We start from the raw sequence: 19,121 nt of genomic DNA on the forward strand, positions 1-19,121 counted from the left end.
GCTTATTTTTCTGTTATGGTCAAACGTACATTACTATCATGCCTTTGCATGCTGCAGGCACTCGCCGGCATGTCTCAAAACGTATACCTGTTCGCATATTTCAAGGGAAATGGAGAAGATGGGTTGCATCTTGCATACAGCAAAGATGGTTATAACTGGTCGGCTTTAAAGGGTGATTCTTCTTTTTTAACACCGGTGGTGAGCAATGATAAACTGATGCGTGATCCCTGTATCATCAGGGGAGGAGATGGTTTGTTTCACATGGTATGGACTGTGAGCTGGAATGATAAAGGCATTGGCTATGCTTCGTCAAAAGATCTGATTCACTGGTCTGAGCAGGAATTTATACCTGTAATGGCGAAGGAAGATAGTGCGAGGAATTGCTGGGCGCCGGAGATCACGTACGATGCGGCATCAAAGACGTATATGATTTACTGGGCCACGACTATTTCGGGTCAGTTTAAAGAGACTGCGGCTGCGAAAGAGAGTGGGTATAATCACCGGATGTATTATGTGACCACTAAAGATTTTAAAAAGTATTCGGCTACTAAATTGTTATATGATCCGGGTTTTAATGTGATTGATGCAACGATTGTAAAGGACGGTTCAAAGTATATGATGGTGATGAAAGATGAGACCATTGAACCACCTGCAAAATATCTGCGTGTGGCATACAGTAGTAAACTAACAGGACCGTATACAAAGGCAGGGCCATCTATTACTGGTAAATACTGGGCAGAGGGGCCTACTACGATGAAGATCGGGAACACCTGGCTGATCTATTTTGATAAGTATACAGAACATAAATATGGGGCGATCAGCTCTACAGATGGGAAGGTGTGGAAAGATGTTTCAGACCAGATCAGTTTACCGAAAGGGGTCAGGCATGGGACGATCTTTACGGTGACGGAGAAGGAGTTCGGCAATTTACTAACACAATAAGTTGGTTCCAGTTCACTAACTCAATAAGCCGGCCGCATGGCCATTTATGAAAACCATCATTTGTCAAAGGCTTAGATGATTTTCGTACTATCTTTAAAAATAGGATGCATTCAAAAAGAGTGCATCCTATTTTGCTTTTATTTTGTATAACTCCAAAATTAATGACAATGAAATACAGGAAACTAGGCACTACAGGAGAATCATTATCTGCTATCGGACTGGGCTGCATGGGAATGAGCCAATCATATGGTGTTCCCGATGACAAAGAATCAATCGCAACTTTACACCGCGCACTTGAACTGGGCATCAACTTCTGGGATACTGCGGATGTATATGGTGATGGAGAGAATGAGAAACTCATTTCCCAGGTATTGGTACCCAACCGCGACAAGATATTTATCGCCACCAAGTTTGGCTTTAAATCGCTGGGTCATGGTAAACAGGTTTTCGATGGCTCACCGGCTTATATGAAAACTGCTGTAGAGAAGAGCCTGCAACGACTGCAGGTAGATCATATTGACCTTTATTATGCACATAGAGTAGATCCCAATGTTCCCATTGAGGAAACGGTAGGTGCAATGGCTGAACTGGTGAAGGAAGGAAAGGTAAAGTACATTGGTCTTTCCGAAGCTTCCCCTGCTTCCATCCGCAAAGCCCATGCAGTACATCCTGTCACCGCTTTGCAGAGTGAATACTCTTTACTCACGAGGAATGTGGAAAAGGAGATCCTGCCGCTCTGCCAGGAGCTGGGCATCACTTTTGTGCCATTCAGTCCACTGGCCAGAGGGCTGGTAACGAATACACTGGATGTAAGTACACTGCCGGAAGGTGATTTCCGTAAAGGTATTCCACGTTATCAACAGGAATATGCGGATAACAATGCGAAGTTGGCAAGCGGGTTTGCAGCACTGGCCGCTGGTAAAAATGCGACGCCTGCACAGCTGGCACTGGCATGGGTACTGGCACAGGGAGTGAACATCATTCCGATACCAGGCACAAAGAAGCGTAAGTACCTGGAGGAAAATGCAGCAGCGGTAGATCTGGACCTCACAGCGGAGGATCTGTCTGCACTGGAGGCATTACTGAAAAAGTATCCGGATACCGGCGCCAGGTATACGGAAATACAGGAGAAAATGGCGAATAATTAACCCAAATTAAAAGCACGTAAAATGGCAACAACATTTAAACTTGGAGGAACACTGGAAATAAACCGTCTTGGTTATGGAGGTATGCAACTTACAGGCAAGGGCGTATTTGGAGAGGTAGATGACCGGGAGAATGCAAAGAAAGTATTGCAGGCTGCTGTGGCAGGTGGTGTAAATTTCATTGATACAGCAGAAGCATATGGTCCAAAGATGAATGAAACACTGATTGCAGATGCCCTGCATCCGTATAAATCAGATCTGGTCATTGCTACCAAAGGTGGTTTTGTACGTCCAGGTCCTGATAAATGGGTGCCGAATGGTAAACCTGATTTTATTCGTGAAAATATTGAAGGCAGTCTGGAAAGGCTGCAAGTAGATACGATTGATTTGTGGCAGTTACACCGGATTGATCCGAATACGCCAGTGGAAGAGACGTTGCAACCGGTGATAGCAGCGGTAAAGGCAGGAAAGATCCGTTATGTAGGTTTATCAGAAGTGACAGTAGACCAGATCAAACAGGTGCAGCAGATGCTGCCGATCGTGTCTGTGCAGAACCTGTATAACCTGGGTGAAAGGAAGTGGGAAGAAGTGCTGGATTATACTACAGAGCAGAACCTGGCATTTATTCCCTGGTACCCGCTGGCATCTGGTCCGCAAAAAATGGCGGACAAGATCAAGGCAATTGCTGATAAGCATCAGGCAACAACGGCCCAGATCGCATTGGCGTGGTTGCTGAAGCGGGCAGATAATATATTGCTGATTCCGGGAACTAAGTCAGTAGCGCATTTGGAGGAGAATCTGAAAGCTGCTGAGGTAGAATTGACGGATGAGGAATTTGACACTTTGTCCAAATAAAAGCCGGCTGGCCGCCAAATAAAGACGAGCTGCGGGTCATATAACGAAATCCCAAACGTTTTTACAGAAGGTGAAATCGTTTGGGATTTCTCTTTACGAAAAAAGCATATTATATTTATTTTTTTAACCACGTTACTCAGTCTAATATGCTTTCTTATCCTGTACGTATCGCCCTGATTGCCGCCCTTGGCGGTTTTCTTTTCGGTTTTGAAACAGCCGTTATTTCAGGTGCGGAAAAAACCATCCAACAATTATGGTCACTCGATTCTTTCTGGCATGGCTTCACGGTGGCCGCCAGTCTGATCGGCACAGTCATCGGTTCATTGGTTGTAGGTGGTCCGGCCCGCATTCATGGCCGTAAAAAGGTTTTGCTCACTATTGCCGTTATTTTCGTGATTTCGTCTATTGGCTGTGCTTCTGTCTCTGCATGGTTCCTGTTTGTATTCTTCCGCTTTACCAGTGGGTTTGCAGTAGGAGCCTCCTCAGTAGTAGGGCCTATGTACATTTCTGAAATAGCGCCTGCACCTCTCAGGGGCAGGCTGGCAGGTATGTTTCAGTTAAACATTGTAGCTGGTATTTTCATCGCTTATCTCACCAATTTCCTCTTTATAGGTTTAGGAGATCATGCATGGCGCTGGATGTTGGGAATAATGGTGTTTCCTTCTGCCCTCTTCTGGGTGTTGCTTCGTTCTATTCCTGAAAGTCCCCGCTGGCTGATCCTTAACAACCGTGAGGCAGAGGCGATTCCTATTATGAACCGCTTACTGGAAACGGATGTAAATGGTGCGATACAATCCATCAAAGAATCTGTGCAGGCACACCAGGAAAAGCTGTTCCAGCCCAGGTATATGAAACCTGTGATGTATGCGGTATTGCTGGCGATGTTCAATCAGTTGTCAGGTATCAATGCGATCCTGTATTATGCACCACGCATTTTTGAAATGGCAGGCTTTGATGAAAGTAAAGCCTATTTGCAACCTGTGTACATTGGTGCGGCGAATCTCCTGTTTACATTGCTGGCGATGACGGTGATTGACAAATTTGGTCGTAAGACGTTGATGTTAATCGGGTCAGTAGGTATGATTGTTTTCCTGGGGTTGACGGCTTATGCTTTCAGGGATGCACATGCTGCGAATAGTAATGTGTTGATTTACCTGATTGGGTTTATTGCATTCTTTGCATTCTCTCAGGGTGCGGTGATCTGGGTGTTTATTTCAGAGATCTTCCCGAATTCAGTGCGTTCACAGGGGGGATCACTGGGCAGTTTTACACACTGGATTATGGCAGCGATTATTTCCTGGACGTTCCCGATCATTGTGGAAGGCAGTGAGCATGGAGGTTTCTACTCATTTGTATTCTATAGTGTGATGATGTTGTTGCAGTTGTTGTTTATACTGAAAATGATGCCTGAGACGAAGGGTAGGTCATTGGAGGCGATTCAAAAAGAGTTGGGAATTAAGTAATTTTCGAATACGCAAAAAAACCACTTCTGTCTAACGCGGAAGTGGTTTTTTGCTTACAGTGCCTGCGGTGGACGGAAACGTAACTGAATTTTGTTTAAATTAGGAATCATAACCCTTGCCACGCATGAAGCCACTACTCTTTGCCCTACTGTTTCCCCTCACAGTAGCCGCCCAGCAAACTCCCTTTGTACTGAAAGGACAGATTGGCCATCTCGGACCTGACTGTCAATTATTGCTGACCTATCTTTCCAATGGAAAGGAAATCAGTGACAGTGTACATTTGCAGGATGGGAAATTTGAATTCAAAGGCACCATCAGCGATGTTTCTGATGCGTTGCTGATACTGACGACCCCACAAAATATGGCTGCTCTGCCACTGGATGCCATTCTCTTTTACATAGAAAAAGGGACGATGGAACTCACTGGTAAAGATTCTCTGATAACAGCTACATTTACCGCTGGTGCTGTAAATCAGGAATACCAGGCGTTACAGGCCCGGCTCAAACCGATCCGGGAAAAGCAAAAGAGCATTTATCGCGATTATACATCCGCTCCGCTGGAAGCCAGGCACCTTCCTGCATTTCAGTCATCCATTGCGGATGAATACACAAACACCCGAAAGGACGAAAAGCAGGTGTACCTTAGTTTTGCCGCTACACATCCCAATTCCATCATCAGTATAGTAGCATTGCAGTGGTATGCGAATGGGGTGCCGGATACGAAAGCAGATTCATTATATCAATTGTTATCGCCGGCGATAAAATCAAGTACGCAGGGAAAAGCGTTTAGAAAGCTCCTGAAATAATTATATTTGATTCCTTAACAAGCAACAAATGGCGGACTTGTCTGTTTTTTATAAATTAGATGCTGATATTGTATGGGAGCCAACGGATCCCGGAGTCAAGAGAAAGGTCATGGCATACAGTGAACAGCTCATGATCGTAAAAGTGGCTTTCGAAACCGGTGCAGTAGGTACGTTACACGCGCACCCACATTTACAGATGTCGTATGTGGAAAAGGGATCGTTTGAGGTGGAGATTGCCGGCCACAAGAAAATATTGCAGACAGGGGATGTATTTTCAGTACCGTCTGGAGCCATCCATGGCGTGGTTTGCAAAGAAGAAGGAGTACTTATTGACGTCTTCAATCCCATGAGAGAAGACTTTTTACATAGATAATCAATTAATTATCAACAAAAAGCGAATATTATGTTGTCACAAAGAATGCAGGAAGCGCTGAACAAGCAGGTTTTAATGGAGGCGCAGTCGTCACAGGCTTACCTCGCCATGGGTAGCTGGGCAGACATTCAGCCTGGTCTGAAGGGAGTAACAAAATTCTTCTTTAAGCACAGTGACGAAGAGAGAATGCACATGCTGAAACTGATCCATTATATAAATGAGCGGGGTGGTTTTGCCCTCGTACCTGCATTGGCTCAGCCGGTGCTGACCTTCCCATCATTGAAGAAGGCGTTTGAAGAGTTGTTTGCCCATGAGGTGAAGGTGAGTGAGGGGATTAATGAGCTGGTAGACATGTCATTACAGGAGAAAGATTATGCTACGCACAACTTCCTGCAGTGGTATGTAAATGAGCAGATTGAAGAGGAAAGACTGGCCCGTGAGTGTAATGATAAGCTGGAACTGATTGGAGATGACAAAAGTGGTCTCTATTTGTTCGATCGTGACATAATGACGATGGAGCAGGAATAGTAAAAATATAACTCCTTGATATAGAAGGGGGAAGTAGTCCGGGTAAGGACTGCTTCCCCCTCTTTTTTTGTGCTAATCTGATACCCGTAAATATTAATGTATCGGTAATAATATATATTATAAATAATTAATTCAGAAAGATTTATTATTTTTATTTGCCATATACTTTTACTACATTGCTGTCCGAAATATAATGAAAAGTTAGAATGCAAAAAGAGGTTAATATAAATGATCTATGGGAGCGCTTCACGAAGGTGAGTGATGCCCGGTCATTTGAGGGTTTATTTCACGCATTAAACCCGCGACTCATTAAATTTTGCAAGCTGTACGTTCATTATCATCAGGTTGCTGAAGAGATAGTATCGGATGTTTTTGTGAAATGCTGGATGGACAGGGTTCAGATGCAGGCGGTAGAAAAGCCCGAAACCTATCTGTTTATTGCTGTAAAAAACCAGGCCCTGAACTATAATAAACGTTTTTCCAGTATACAGGTAGTCAATATTGAGGACCATGACGGAGGCGGGGTGCTGATCAATGAAGCCTCGCCGGAGTTGGAACTGGAGAAAAAAGAGCTGATTTTCAGAATGGATCAGGCGATAAGTACACTTCCCCGTCAATGTGGTATCATATTCCGGCTTATCAAGGAAAATGGTATGAAATACAAGGAGGTAGCAGAGATTCTCAACATTTCACATCGTACAGTACACACTCAGATGCTTCGGGCTATGAAGAAGATGAGTAAGGCGATGGATCCATATTTGAAGAAGGTAAACCGACAGGCGACAGACAATCTCATCAGTGCTATATTAGTTTTATTCATATTTATGGGTAATTAGGACTTGGAATTATATGTTAAATTTTTTTTTAAAGCTTGTACGCATATTACCATTAAAAAATTGTCCTATATACAAAGGGTTATTCCAACGGACAATGAGCGATCGTTTTTTTGAAATGGTTATAAAGGACCTGGTTGGTGACATCACACCTCAAGAAGGCCAGGAACTACAACATATCATGCATGAGGATACTGCTTCAGCAAAGCAGTATGACATGTTCCGTACCTACTGGGCTCAGAATCAAACTGATTATATAGACGGGCGCAGGCTTTTTGAAAATGTGCAGACGAAGATAAATGAGTTGGAAAAAGAAGCAGGTACGCCGGTCATGGCGCCGCTGATGAAGCCTGTACAAAATACAGGCCGTATGCGCTGGGTAGCAGCTGCAGCATCACTGGCACTCCTTATTACAGCAGGCGGCTTTTATTATATATATCAGCGCGGCTCCATGATGCAAAAAGTGACTGCCAAAGGGCAGAAATCCACTTTTATAATGGAAGATGGTACAAGAGTGACACTCAATGCGGACAGTAAACTTGAATATAGCGAAGACTTTGCGACTAAAAACAGGGAAGTATACCTGACAGGGGAGGCATTCTTTGACGTACATGCAGATCCACAAAAACCTTTTATCATCCATACTTCCAAAATGGATATCAAGGTACTGGGTACTGCTTTCAACGTAAAATCTTATCCAGACGAAGCTTCTTCTGAAGCTACGCTGATTACAGGGGCGATAGAGGTTACCGTGACTGACAATCCATCTGAGAAAATAATATTGAAACCTTCTCAGAAACTGGTGCTGACCAACTTTGACTCTACAAGGAGGAAAGCTGTCAGCATAAAAGATTTAGTACCAAATGTACCTAGCGTAACATCCATGACTTACCTGAATGACAGAAAAGATTCATCGGTAGTGATGGAAACCAGCTGGTTACAGAACAAACTGGTATTCCAGGACGAAGACTTTGGTACGCTGGCCAAGAGAATGGAACGCTATTACAATATCAGTATCCATTTCAACCGGGTTGGCTACAGACAGTTGCGGTTTACAGGTGTTTTAGAAGGGGAGACAATTGCAGAAGCATTGAATGCATTGCACCTGACAGAGAACTTCAACTATAAGATTGAAGATTCAACGATCGTAATATATTAAAGAAGAACCAGGTAAATCAAGAAATTCCTTTCATAAGTAGTGAAAGGTGAGATGAGGACCCTATGCCGATGCCTATGATGTGTAATACCTATGGAATCGCCCTTTCATTTCACCAAAAGCAAAGTAATAACAACTAAAATTTTGTCTATGGGAAAAGAAAGCGATTACTACTGAATAAATGCGGGGATCATTTAAATAAACCCCGCTGAAAGATGACTTATTCCAATAAAACTGCGGGCCTTTTCGCACGAGTACTGCCGTTTTAACACTTTTATCACCTTTAACATCTAAGTTATGAGTTTTTATGTACGCCCTAAGGGCGTCAAGATCCCTTACGGGCTTTTAAGGCCATTGCTGATTTTACAACTAACGTTAGGGTTCATCCTTTTCCTGAATCTGCATGTAGTTGCAAATGTTCTTTCCTCAAAAACGATTACACTGAACCTCCGCTCTGTTGAATTTAAGGAGGTACTTTCTATTATCGAACACCAGAGCGATTACCGCTTTATGTTCAGCAACAGAAATATCCCTAACAAAAGCAAAGTGGATATATCTGTGAAAGATGCACAAATCTCCACCGTGATGGATATGATCCTGGACAAATCAGGATATACCTATCAGGAGCTGGCTAACAACCTGATTGTGATTGTGCCTATGGGTGAGAGAATCACAACTGTGAAGATCACCGGTAAGGTACTGGATCAGACAGGTGAAGCTTTGATTGGTGCTTCAGTGAAAATCAAAGGAACTTCGGATGGGGTAGCTACAGATGAAAATGGTGGTTTTACATTAAGTGTACCTGACGATGCAATCCTGGTGGTATCTTACGTAGGTTTCAAAACACAGGAAGTTCCTGTGAACGGAAAGACTGCGTTGACTATCACGTTGCAACCTGCAGATAAGATGATCAACGAATTTGTAGTAACGGCACTGGGTATCAAGAGAGAAGAAAAAGCGCTTGGTTACTCAGTTTCTACTATTACTTCCGAACAAATTAACGCATCTGGTAACACCAACTTCGCTTCCGCCTTATATGGTAAGGCGGCGGGTGTGAAAATCACCACAGCGCCAGGTGGTGCTACCAGTGCCGTTAACGTTCAGATTCGTGGTGTAAACTCACTGAACTATAGTACTCAGCCGCTGTATGTGGTGGATGGTGTGCAGATCAGAAATAATAACGAATCCGGTGGTGTAGGTGGTAACTCTGGTGGTTATTGGGATGACCCACGTATCCGTGGTAATGGTATCCTGGATATCAACCCTACTGACATCGAGAACCTGACCGTATTGAAAGGCGCGAGTGCGACAGCCTTATATGGTTCTGATGCGTCAAGTGGTGTGGTTGTAATCACTACCAAGAAAGGCCAGAAAGGCAGAGGACTTGGTGTTGATGTAAACTTCAATACTACAAGAGAAACAATTGCTAATGCACCTCAGTACCAGAACACTTACGGTCCTGGTTATGACAGAGCGAGCAACGTTTCGTTGGGTGCGAATGAAGATGGTTGGGTACCTTATGGTACTAATGGAGTGGTCCGACCTTTCTTCAGGGCATATGGCCAGTTCGGTCCTAAAATGACTGGTGAGATGGTGCCATGGTGGGATGGTTCTATGCATCCCTATTCACCTCAGCCAAACAACTATAAACAAATGTTTCAGAAGGGATACAATTCAAATTTGAATGTATCCCTTTCGAATATGAACGAAAAAGCAAATTATCGTTTCAGTTATACACGCGGTGATTATAAAGGTATCCAGATCGGTACCAACCAGGGTAAAAATACCTTCAACCTGAACAGTACTATCAAGCTGCATAGTAAAGTAAGCTTAGATGTGGTAGGTGGTTATGTGAATACGACCGTGACAAACAGAGCCCGTCTGATGAACCGCCTCTTCAACTCCTTTGATGGTTTCTTCGGCCGTTCTGAAGATATGGCTGTTGTATTCGATAAGTACAAAACGTCCAAAGGTTACAAATGGGTGCCTTATAATAATACTCAATTAAACCCGGATGAAGCATTGGTGTTCAACATCCGTCCTGAATTGCTGAACTTCCTTTGGTACCAGTTGAGGAATAATGAAGTGGAAAATCAGGATCGTTTATTGTCCAGCATAACACTTAATATCGATCTGGCAAAGGGGTTGAAACTCCGTACCAGGGTTGGTAATGACTTTACCAGCATCAATACAGAAGCCAAAGAATATAACGAATATCCTATCTCTTTCAATACGACCAGCAGTACCGGTAAATATTCTGTTACCAAAAACCGTTATTCTATTGTATATACGGACTTCTTAGCCACCTATGCAAATGACCAGAATAAAGTATTTGGTTATAGCGTCAGCGGTGGTTTCCAGAGCCGTCAGGAGAGCTTTACAGATCAGTCTTCCAATACCAGTGGTGGTCTGGTAACTGCTAACTGGTTCTCTTTGAATAACTCTTACAATGCACAGACTACTTCCGAGGCACGTAGTAAGCTATTGAAATACGCTTACCTGGGTATCATGAACTTAAGTTATAAAAACTTTGTGTTCCTGGAAGGTACTGCCCGTCAGGAATATTCTTCTACACTGCCTATTGCTAATAACCATTATTTCTACCCTTCTGCGAACTCTTCATTCATCTTCTCAGAGGCTTTTGAAATGCCCAAATGGTTAAACTATGGTAAGCTGCGTGCATCTTATGGTATGGTTGGTAATGCGCCTCCTCCATATGAATCAAATATCGTATATACTCAGAAACCGATTGCTACTACTACCGGTTCTGTGCCTGTACTGACTGCACAAAATGCATATGGTAATGCGAACCTGAAGTCTGAAAAGAAAACTGAAATGGAGTTTGGTCTCGAAACCAAAATGCTGCAAAGCAGAATTGGTATAGACATCTCTGTTTATAACAGTAAAGTTAAAGACCTGCTGATGCGTTTGTCTACACCGGTATCCAATGGTGCATTGACACGTATTACCAACGTCGGTGAATTGAATAGTAAAGGTCTTGAAATCGCTTTCAATGCAACCCCGCTGAAACGTCCAAAATTAAGCTGGAACACCCGCATTAACTTTGCATTCAACAACTCTAAGGTGGTGAGCCTGTCTGAAGGTGTAAACCAGATCGTATTTAAGGGTGGTGATGCCAACTCCGTGGAAATCGTAGCAGAAAAAGGGCAGACTATCGGTAACATCTATATGTATCCTTACGCAAAAGACGAGAAGGGTAATAAGCTTGTGAACTCTAGTGGTTTCTACTATGTAGACAAGTCAAAATATGAAAAAGCCGGTAATATTCTTCCTAAAGTAGTGGGTGGTTGGTCTAATACCTTCAGCTACAAAGCGCTGACACTTGATATCACCATCGACTACCGTTTTGGTGGTGAGATTTTGTCCATGCCACAGAAATATGGCACCAATGCTGGTATGTTCAAGTCTACCATGAAATATAGAGATGAAGCAAATGGTGGTCTTCCATACTATGTGAACGAACAGGGTGTAGCTACCAGACTGGCGAGCCACAATGCGGTTTCTCCATATGGTAAAGTATACCATGATGGTATAATACTGCCTGGTAAGAAGGAATCCGATGGTTCAGATAACGATATGATAGTAGAAGCAGCTAACTATTACCTGACTGTATTTGACGCTTCAGCAAATGGTTATAACGGTCCGGCAGTGATCAAGAACAATTATATTAAATTCAGAGAAGTGTCATTGAGTTACGCCTTGTCAAGAGGTACTGCTCAGAAATTACACATGCAGAATATTCGTTTGTCTTTGATCGGTAGAAACCTGTTTTACTTCTACAGAACGCTGAAGAACATTGACCCTGAGGCTCCTGTAGGTCAAAGCTGGTTAAACCAGGGTGTTGATGAAGGCTCTACCGGTGCTACACGTAGTATTGGTTTTAGTTTAAATGCAAGTTTCTAACTATTCTGAAGACCTAACAAACAGACATGATCATGAAGAAATACTTTTTACATATAAGTTGTATTATTACACTGGCCATTGGGATGACTGGTTGTAAGAAGCAACTTGAAGACTATTATACAAATCCCGATAAAACGACTGATCCTACTATTGAGAAGTTATTTTCCTCTATCCTGGATAATAACCGCATTCGGCCTATGTACTGGGACCTTCGTACTTTACAGCTTAACCAGATGGGTAAGTATTGTCAGATGACCGCGTTTTTAAATGAGCTGACAACCTATTCCCAGAACGATGACTATATTGAGGATCGCTGGAATGATTTCTATACACCTAATAACCAGGGTAGCAATGCGAATGATGCAGGTAGTGGTAGTGGGCCAATGGCACAATACCGCACTATGCAGCGGCTGTACAAGGAATTGCCTGTAGATGAACGCCCTAACATGGAGGTGTTTATGATGGCAGGAAGGGTATTGCTGTTGGATCAGGCAGCACAGATGGTAGATATGTTCGGAGATATTCCTTACTCTGAGGCAGGTAGCCTGGATGCTACTGCTACGATCTCCAATCCTAAATTCGATTCACAGATTGCAGTATACGATACCGTAGTCACTCAGTTGAAAGAAATGGCAGACTGGTTTGCAGCTGCTACGCTCAATACTGTTGCTGCATCCGCTTTCGCTAACCAGGATTATGTGGGTCACGGTAGCCTGTCTAAATGGCGTCGTTATATTAACTCCCTGCGTCTCCGTTATCTCCTGCGTCAGTCTTATTATGATGAGGCAAGAGCGAAGACTGAGATCCAGGAAATTTTATCCAGCCCATTGCAGTATCCATTGATGGATGGGGATGGGGTAGGTGATACCTATAGTCCTTACAACACGGATATGTTGTTATTCCAGTTGACGACCTATACGAACAATCTGAATAGTGCCTTTACCGAAATCAGTGCGCAGGCAGCGCCGGACTATATGCTGAATACGGTGATGTTGCCTGTGGATGACCCACGTATTCCACTGATGTTTGATAAATTTGGGGCTACTGTAAATAGCGTATTTGTTCCGAATGCAACTTACAAAGCCATGTCACAACAGTGGACTTCAACGATGCAGGGTGACAGTATTAACAACTACTCCACCATTGACTCCACTACATACCGTTTCAACTCTCACCTGCCAGGTGTTATGATGAGTGCTGCTGAGACCAACTTCCTGAAAGCTGAAGCTTTCGAACGTTGGGGTCTGACTGGCGGTACTGCGGCAGCGAGTTATGAATTGGCGATACGTCAATCCATTGCGTTCCAATATTACCTGCACTCAACCAATACTACCCAGTATGAATCTGTAACACAGCCTTCTACTGCTGAGGTAGATGTATTCATGGCTAAAACAGCAATTGCTTATTCAGGTACTTCACAGGAAAAACTGGGTAAGATCTGGACACAGAAATGGCTGGCATTTGGATTTACACAGTGTGGACAGGCATGGGCTGAATATCGTAGAACCAAATATCCACAGATCACCATCTGGCAATCAACTTCTTCTATATATCCTACTCCTCCAAACAGGTTTACGTATCCTGCGAGTGAGAAGGCATATAATACAAGTTATGCAGATGTTCAGGCAAATGATACCAGAACCGCAAAAATTTTCTGGGATGTAAACTAATAAACATACTTATAATTTAGATGGTGGAAGGCCACAAGGATTTTTATCTTTGTGGCCTTCCTGTTTTAAATAAATGATATGAAGAAAGGATTATTGTCATGTTTATTATTGAGTGGGTTATTGCCTTTGATGGCACAGCACAAGGCTACACTGGTAAGAGCGGAAATGGTGATGGATAAACCGCCGGTGCCGGCTGCCCATGCTTCTACAATGACAGAACTGGCAGATGGCAGGCTAATGATGTCGTGGTTTGGCGGGAGCCGGGAAAGTGCGAAGGATGTATGTATTTATACTGCTATATATTCCGGTGGAAAATGGTCAGCACCAGTGGTGGTGGCAGATGGGGTCGTGAATGATACTACCCGGTATCCGGCCTGGAACCCGGTGTTGTATACGAATAAGAAAGGAGAATTGCTGCTGTTTTATAAAGTAGGACCTAATCCACGCGAATGGTGGGGATTAATGAAGACTTCTAAGAATAATGGGAAGACCTGGTCTAAGGCGGTGCCACTGCCGGATAGTATTTTAGGGCCGATCAGGAATAAACCGGTGTTGTTGGCTAATGGGTTGTTGTTGCATCCTTCCAGTACGGAGAGTCTGGATGAGAAGGTGTGGAATGTGCATGTGGAATTTTCAGATGTGTATGGAAAGAACTGGAAGCGGGTAAATATAGATTGTGATACGTTTGGCGTGATACAGCCTACAATTCTTTTTCATCCCGGAAATAAGCTGCAAATGCTGTGTAGGAGCAGGCAGAATGCGATTGTGGAGAGTTGGTCTGCAGATAATGGGGTGACATGGTCAAAGTTGAGGAAACAGGATATGTTGAATCCGAATAGTGGGATTGATGCGGTGACGACGAAGAGTGGGGTGCATGTGTTGATTTATAATCCGGCGGTGAGTGGAAAGGATTGGTCTGATGGGAGGAATGAGTTGAGGGTAGGTGTGTCGAAGGATGGGGAGCATTGGGAAGATGTGTATGAGCTGGAGAAGCATGAGAAGGGGGAGTTTAGTTATCCGGCGGTGATAGAGGGCAAGAATGGGGAGATACATATTAGTTATACGTATGATAGGAAGAATATAAAGCATGTGGTGATCAAGCTTTGAGTAGTTTAAATGAACGAACCTTTTAAGTTTTGCCGAAGGCAAAACTTAAAAGGTTCGTTTCTGGCTTTGTGATTTTGCCGGAGGCAAAATCACAAAGCCAGGATAATTCATGAAATCTCAGGCAAAATCCATCTGGTTATTTTTTGTATACTTGTTCAGGTAAAACAGCATCAACTCATGAGTCAGCAACTAGAAGTATGGATGCGCGGCCCCATTGCAGGCATCCCCACCCTCCTTCAACCCATTGCCCACGCCCTCCTGCAGGCCCAGGAAGAAATCCATGCTCACCTCAAAGACTTCCCTGAATCCAAAATCTGGGATACCCCCTTCGATTGCGCTTCTGTCGCCTTCCACCTCCAACACATCAGAGGCGTACTTGACCGCCTTTTTACTTATGCCGAATTCAAATCCCTGAACGAAGACCAACTCACCGCACTCGCTGCCGAAGGCAAAAAGCAACCACATATTACGATTCATTCATTACTCGCAGCCCTCGACGCGCAAATCACCATTAGTCTCGCCAAGCTACAATCCACTGAAGAATATGCCCTCGCTGTACCCCGCGGCATCGGTAGAAAACAAATTCCCACTACACTCGGTGGTTTATTATTTCACTCCGCAGAACACACCATGCGCCATACCGGCCAGTTACTCGTTACTATAAAAGTATTAAAATATCATTCCTAACGGCGATGGTTGTATTATGAAAAAAGTGTGCTTCATCGCTAAGCATCTAATTGTTAATGAATTTTAAACATTGTTAACACAATTTAAAACCCGGCTTATCAGTTTTGGATTGTGAAAAACTTCTCTATTTTTACTACCGGTAGCTAAATCGAAAACTCTGAAATGAGAACTGATGTAGCATTGAGAGAGTCGCTGGTAACAGACAAAATTAGTAGACAGCATTGTATAATCGACGTTATTGAACCTGGAGTTACATTGTTTTTAATCAGTCATTTTAACCGAACTAAAATCTAAAATGGAGATGATGATTGAATCTGCGTAATACCTGCCAGTTTATTTTTCAAAAAATTATGTGTGGATTGAAAGACCGTAGTGCAAAGTGACTATTGTTTTTGAGTTGTTGAACTAAACCAAAAGCATTATCCACTGCCAATTCCAGCAGTGCACAAGCGTAATTCGTGTGTCATTCTGATTGTAACTGCATGCGCTGAAAAGCTTTTTTTCATCGCACGGTGAACGTATTGTCATTTTTAAAATAATCAATTGCTATCGCTGCAAAAACAAGTTGCTGCGAGCGGGGGAAGTATGTGCCAACTTTAAAAGGATACGCTTAATAATTCTGCTTAATACCAAAATCAAAGTATATGAAGAGAAGACTCGTTTTTCTTTCTCGGATATGCCTGCATAGTATATGGATGTTATTCCTTTCTATGCTCGCATTTTCCCAGTCCCGCACCATTTCCGGTAAGGTTTTGGATGCAAGCGGACACAGTCCCTTACCCGGTGTGACCGTACAGGTAAAGGGTGCTACAATCGGCACCCAGACCAAGGTTGACGGTTCTTATTCCCTAAATGTTCCCAGTGGTACCATTACCCTTGTATTTACTTTTGTAGGTTACAAAACGGAAGAATTTCCGTTAGGAGCTTCCAATACTGTCAATATTAGTTTAGCTGCGGATGTTACTTCGCTCAAAGACGTGGTAGTAGTGGGTTACGGTACGCAGAAGAAGCAGGAAGTTACTTCGGCTATTACTTCCATTGAACCGACTGACTTCCGTCAGAGTGGTGCCCGCAATGCGCTGGACCTTGTACAAGGTAAAGTAGCTGGTCTGCAGATCACCCGGACTGGTGGTTCTAACCCCAATACCAGTCCTGCTATCCAGTTGCGCGGTGTAACTTCGTTAACCGGTAGTATGTCGCCACTGATCGTAGTCGATGGTATTCCCGGTGGTAACCTGGATCTGCTGCAACAAGATGATATCGCATCCATCTCTGTACTGAAAGATGGTTCTGCTGCTGCAATCTATGGTACACAGGCGAATGGTGGTGTAATCATCGTGACTACCAAGAAAGGTGTGAAAGGTCCTGCCCGCGTGACTTACAACAACTACTTCCGCAAAGAATTCAAATCACGTATTCCTAAATTCCTCACTGCTGATGAATATGCAGCGAAGATTGCTGATGGTGAAATCAATGCTATTGACAAAGGTTACAGAACTGATTTCGTAGACCTGCTGGTAAATCACGACAACTTAACGCAAAACCATAACCTGGCATTTTCTGGTGGTGGTGAACAGTCTAACTATCGTGCAAGTGTGTATTACCTGAATCAGGAAGGTATCCTGAAGGAAAATGAACGTCAGCAATATGGTGGTCGTCTGAGCATCACCTCCAAAGGATTGAATGATCGGTTGACTTCCCAGTTCAACCTCGCTACCAACTTCAATAAATCGAACCTGCTGACAGATGGTGGTAACCTGCAGGGGTATTATACTTTTAACCCCACTTATTCTCCATACAATCCTGATGGCTCCTGGTATTTTGAGCAAACCAGTACCAACGAACTGGCCAGATTGCACCAGCAAACTGACATTCGCCAGCAGCAAACTACTTCAGGCGATGCGAAGGTATCCCTCGATATTGTGAAGGGGCTGAAAGCATCCATTTTTGGTTCTGTAACCCGCGATAGCTATTCAGAAGGTGGTTATGCGGACCTGCTATCTGAGCTGTCTGTTGAAAACTATGATTCCTCCGGCTATGCATGGCAGTCTTCTTTCCTGAACCTTAAATATGCTGTAGAACCCACACTGGAATATAATATCACTGTTAACAAGGACCATAACTTCACCGCTATTGGTGGTTATAGCTACCGTTATGAAGTAGAACAATATTTTGATGCCAGTAACTACGGCTTCGTAAATGACATCTTCGAGGAAAATAATCTGGGTGCGGGTAACCAGCTCCTGACTGGTAAAGCAAGCATGAGCAGCTATAAAAATGATAATAAGCTCATCGCATTCTTTGGTAGAGTGAACTATAACTACAAAGATAAATACATGGCCAGCGTGATTCTGCGTCATGAAGGTTCTTCCCGTTTCGGTGCGAACAACAAATGGGGTAATTTCCCGGCGTTGTCTTTGGGTTGGAACATGCGTGATGAACCTTTCATGCAGGGAGCTACTTTCCTGGACGACCTGAAACTGAGAGCTGGTTATGGTGTAACCGGTAACTCTGGTATCAACAACTACAGCTCACTGGTGACACTAGGTACCGGTGGTAACTATCTGAATCCGGATGGGGTATGGCGTCAGACTTATGGTCCTAACAAAAATCCTAACCCGGATCTGAAATGGGAAAGGAAATCTGAATACAACGTGGGTGTTGACTTCAGTTTCTTCAAAGGCCGCCTCTCCGGTGCGATCGATGTGTACAAACGTATCACCAAAGATCTGCTGGAAAACGTAACGACCCAGCTTCCTCCTTTTGTGACCAGTAGCATCTATGCAAACGTAGGCCAGGTATCTTCCAAAGGTGTGGAAATCACCCTTAGTGGCGTACCTGTCAGAACAAAGGATTTCTCCTGGACAGTAGACTTAGCATTCAGCAATTCGAAAAATATACTGGACCGTTATTCTAATGAACTGTATACAATCAAATACCAGTCTTATGCTGATATTGGTGGTTATGGTGCACTGGGTAATGCGATCCGTACTTACGAAGGTGACCGTATCGGTAACTTCTACGGTAAGCGTTTTGCTGGTCTGACTGATTCCGGTGACTGGCTGTTCTACAAAGCAGATGGTACCAAAGCTTCTGCTGACCAGCTGGATAGTGAAAAAGACTTTGCTGTGATTGGTAATGCGGTGCCTAAAGTATACCTGGGTATCACCAACACTTTCAAGTACAAGAACTTTGATCTGAGAGCGTTCCTGCGAGGCAAGTTTGGTTACAATATCCTGAACACCATGGAAATGTTCTACGGTTCAAAAGCTTCATTGCCCAGCAATGTGCTGAAAACAGCATTTACCAAGAATGGTAAGATCACGGGTGGTTATCAGTATTCTGACTACTACATAGAGAAAGGTAATTTCATGAAACTGGATGAGTTAACCCTGGGTTATACTGTTCCATTCAAGAACAAAAAGACGATCCAGAGCCTGAGATTGTACCTGACTGCATCTAACCTCTTTATTATCACGAAGTATACAGGTAACGATCCTGACTACGTAAGAGATACAGGTCTGACACCAGGCGTTGATGCCCTGAATGCTTCAGATAGCCGTACTCCATATATGGGCACCCGCGGCTTTATGTTTGGATTGAATGTAGGATTCTAACATGTACCCATTTAAA

14 protein-coding genes are annotated in these 19,121 nt (G+C 43.5%); all 14 read left to right on the top strand.

Going from position 1 to position 19,121, the window contains the following annotated elements:
- The first annotated feature begins 15 nt into the window (after window positions 1-15).
- The 14 genes from BW716_RS00825 (at window position 16) to BW716_RS00890 (ending at window position 19,105) form a co-directional block, all read left to right on the top strand.
- On the top strand, window positions 16-942 hold the full coding sequence (locus tag BW716_RS00825; protein ID WP_083720200.1) for a glycoside hydrolase family 43 protein: 927 nt from the start codon (window positions 16-18) through the stop codon (window positions 940-942).
- Between the two features lie 167 nt (window positions 943-1,109).
- Window positions 1,110-2,090: an aldo/keto reductase gene (locus BW716_RS00830; protein ID WP_083720201.1), complete on the top strand. Its 981-nt coding sequence runs from the start codon at window positions 1,110-1,112 to the stop codon at window positions 2,088-2,090.
- 21 nt (window positions 2,091-2,111) lie between these two features.
- Window positions 2,112-2,942, top strand: coding sequence for an aldo/keto reductase (locus tag BW716_RS00835; RefSeq protein WP_083720202.1), 831 nt, complete (start codon window positions 2,112-2,114; stop codon window positions 2,940-2,942).
- Between the two features lie 146 nt (window positions 2,943-3,088).
- Window positions 3,089-4,405, top strand: coding sequence for a sugar porter family MFS transporter (locus BW716_RS00840; protein WP_083720203.1), 1,317 nt, complete (start codon window positions 3,089-3,091; stop codon window positions 4,403-4,405).
- A gap of 124 nt (window positions 4,406-4,529) precedes the next feature.
- Window positions 4,530-5,210, top strand: coding sequence for a DUF4369 domain-containing protein (locus tag BW716_RS00845; protein ID WP_083720204.1), 681 nt, complete (start codon window positions 4,530-4,532; stop codon window positions 5,208-5,210).
- 109 nt (window positions 5,211-5,319) lie between these two features.
- Window positions 5,320-5,583, top strand: a complete 264-nt coding sequence (locus BW716_RS00850; RefSeq protein ID WP_235643384.1) for a cupin domain-containing protein — start codon at window positions 5,320-5,322, stop codon at window positions 5,581-5,583.
- Between the two features lie 30 nt (window positions 5,584-5,613).
- On the top strand, window positions 5,614-6,111 hold the full coding sequence (locus BW716_RS00855) for a ferritin (protein WP_083720206.1): 498 nt from the start codon (window positions 5,614-5,616) through the stop codon (window positions 6,109-6,111).
- A gap of 206 nt (window positions 6,112-6,317) precedes the next feature.
- Window positions 6,318-6,947: an RNA polymerase sigma-70 factor gene (locus BW716_RS00860; protein ID WP_083720207.1), complete on the top strand. Its 630-nt coding sequence runs from the start codon at window positions 6,318-6,320 to the stop codon at window positions 6,945-6,947.
- A gap of 94 nt (window positions 6,948-7,041) precedes the next feature.
- Window positions 7,042-8,103 (top strand): FecR family protein, encoded by a 1,062-nt coding sequence (locus tag BW716_RS00865; RefSeq protein ID WP_179090950.1) that lies wholly within the window; start codon window positions 7,042-7,044, stop codon window positions 8,101-8,103.
- 294 nt (window positions 8,104-8,397) lie between these two features.
- Window positions 8,398-12,024, top strand: coding sequence for a SusC/RagA family TonB-linked outer membrane protein (locus BW716_RS00870; RefSeq protein WP_083720209.1), 3,627 nt, complete (start codon window positions 8,398-8,400; stop codon window positions 12,022-12,024).
- Between the two features lie 32 nt (window positions 12,025-12,056).
- Window positions 12,057-13,694 (top strand): SusD/RagB family nutrient-binding outer membrane lipoprotein, encoded by a 1,638-nt coding sequence (locus tag BW716_RS00875; RefSeq protein ID WP_179090951.1) that lies wholly within the window; start codon window positions 12,057-12,059, stop codon window positions 13,692-13,694.
- A gap of 78 nt (window positions 13,695-13,772) precedes the next feature.
- Window positions 13,773-14,801, top strand: a complete 1,029-nt coding sequence (locus BW716_RS00880; RefSeq protein ID WP_083720211.1) for an exo-alpha-sialidase — start codon at window positions 13,773-13,775, stop codon at window positions 14,799-14,801.
- Between the two features lie 177 nt (window positions 14,802-14,978).
- Window positions 14,979-15,488: a DinB family protein gene (locus tag BW716_RS00885; RefSeq protein ID WP_083720212.1), complete on the top strand. Its 510-nt coding sequence runs from the start codon at window positions 14,979-14,981 to the stop codon at window positions 15,486-15,488.
- A gap of 644 nt (window positions 15,489-16,132) precedes the next feature.
- Window positions 16,133-19,105: a TonB-dependent receptor gene (locus BW716_RS00890; RefSeq protein ID WP_235643394.1), complete on the top strand. Its 2,973-nt coding sequence runs from the start codon at window positions 16,133-16,135 to the stop codon at window positions 19,103-19,105.
- Window positions 19,106-19,121 lie beyond the last annotated feature (16 nt).

Origin of the sequence: [Flexibacter] sp. ATCC 35208, from assembly GCF_001975825.1 — a bacterium.
GTDB lineage: Bacteria > Bacteroidota > Bacteroidia > Chitinophagales > Chitinophagaceae > Chitinophaga.

Coding starts and splice junctions, on each gene's coding strand:
- BW716_RS00825 (WP_083720200.1), top strand. CDS start 16: ATGGTCAAACGTACATTACTATCATGCCTTTGCATGCTGCAGGCACTC.
- BW716_RS00830 (WP_083720201.1), top strand. CDS start 1,110: ATGAAATACAGGAAACTAGGCACTACAGGAGAATCATTATCTGCTATC.
- BW716_RS00835 (WP_083720202.1), top strand. CDS start 2,112: ATGGCAACAACATTTAAACTTGGAGGAACACTGGAAATAAACCGTCTT.
- BW716_RS00840 (WP_083720203.1), top strand. CDS start 3,089: ATGCTTTCTTATCCTGTACGTATCGCCCTGATTGCCGCCCTTGGCGGT.
- BW716_RS00845 (WP_083720204.1), top strand. CDS start 4,530: ATGAAGCCACTACTCTTTGCCCTACTGTTTCCCCTCACAGTAGCCGCC.
- BW716_RS00850 (WP_235643384.1), top strand. CDS start 5,320: ATGGCATACAGTGAACAGCTCATGATCGTAAAAGTGGCTTTCGAAACC.
- BW716_RS00855 (WP_083720206.1), top strand. CDS start 5,614: ATGTTGTCACAAAGAATGCAGGAAGCGCTGAACAAGCAGGTTTTAATG.
- BW716_RS00860 (WP_083720207.1), top strand. CDS start 6,318: ATGCAAAAAGAGGTTAATATAAATGATCTATGGGAGCGCTTCACGAAG.
- BW716_RS00865 (WP_179090950.1), top strand. CDS start 7,042: ATGAGCGATCGTTTTTTTGAAATGGTTATAAAGGACCTGGTTGGTGAC.
- BW716_RS00870 (WP_083720209.1), top strand. CDS start 8,398: ATGAGTTTTTATGTACGCCCTAAGGGCGTCAAGATCCCTTACGGGCTT.
- BW716_RS00875 (WP_179090951.1), top strand. CDS start 12,057: ATGAAGAAATACTTTTTACATATAAGTTGTATTATTACACTGGCCATT.
- BW716_RS00880 (WP_083720211.1), top strand. CDS start 13,773: ATGAAGAAAGGATTATTGTCATGTTTATTATTGAGTGGGTTATTGCCT.
- BW716_RS00885 (WP_083720212.1), top strand. CDS start 14,979: ATGAGTCAGCAACTAGAAGTATGGATGCGCGGCCCCATTGCAGGCATC.
- BW716_RS00890 (WP_235643394.1), top strand. CDS start 16,133: ATGAAGAGAAGACTCGTTTTTCTTTCTCGGATATGCCTGCATAGTATA.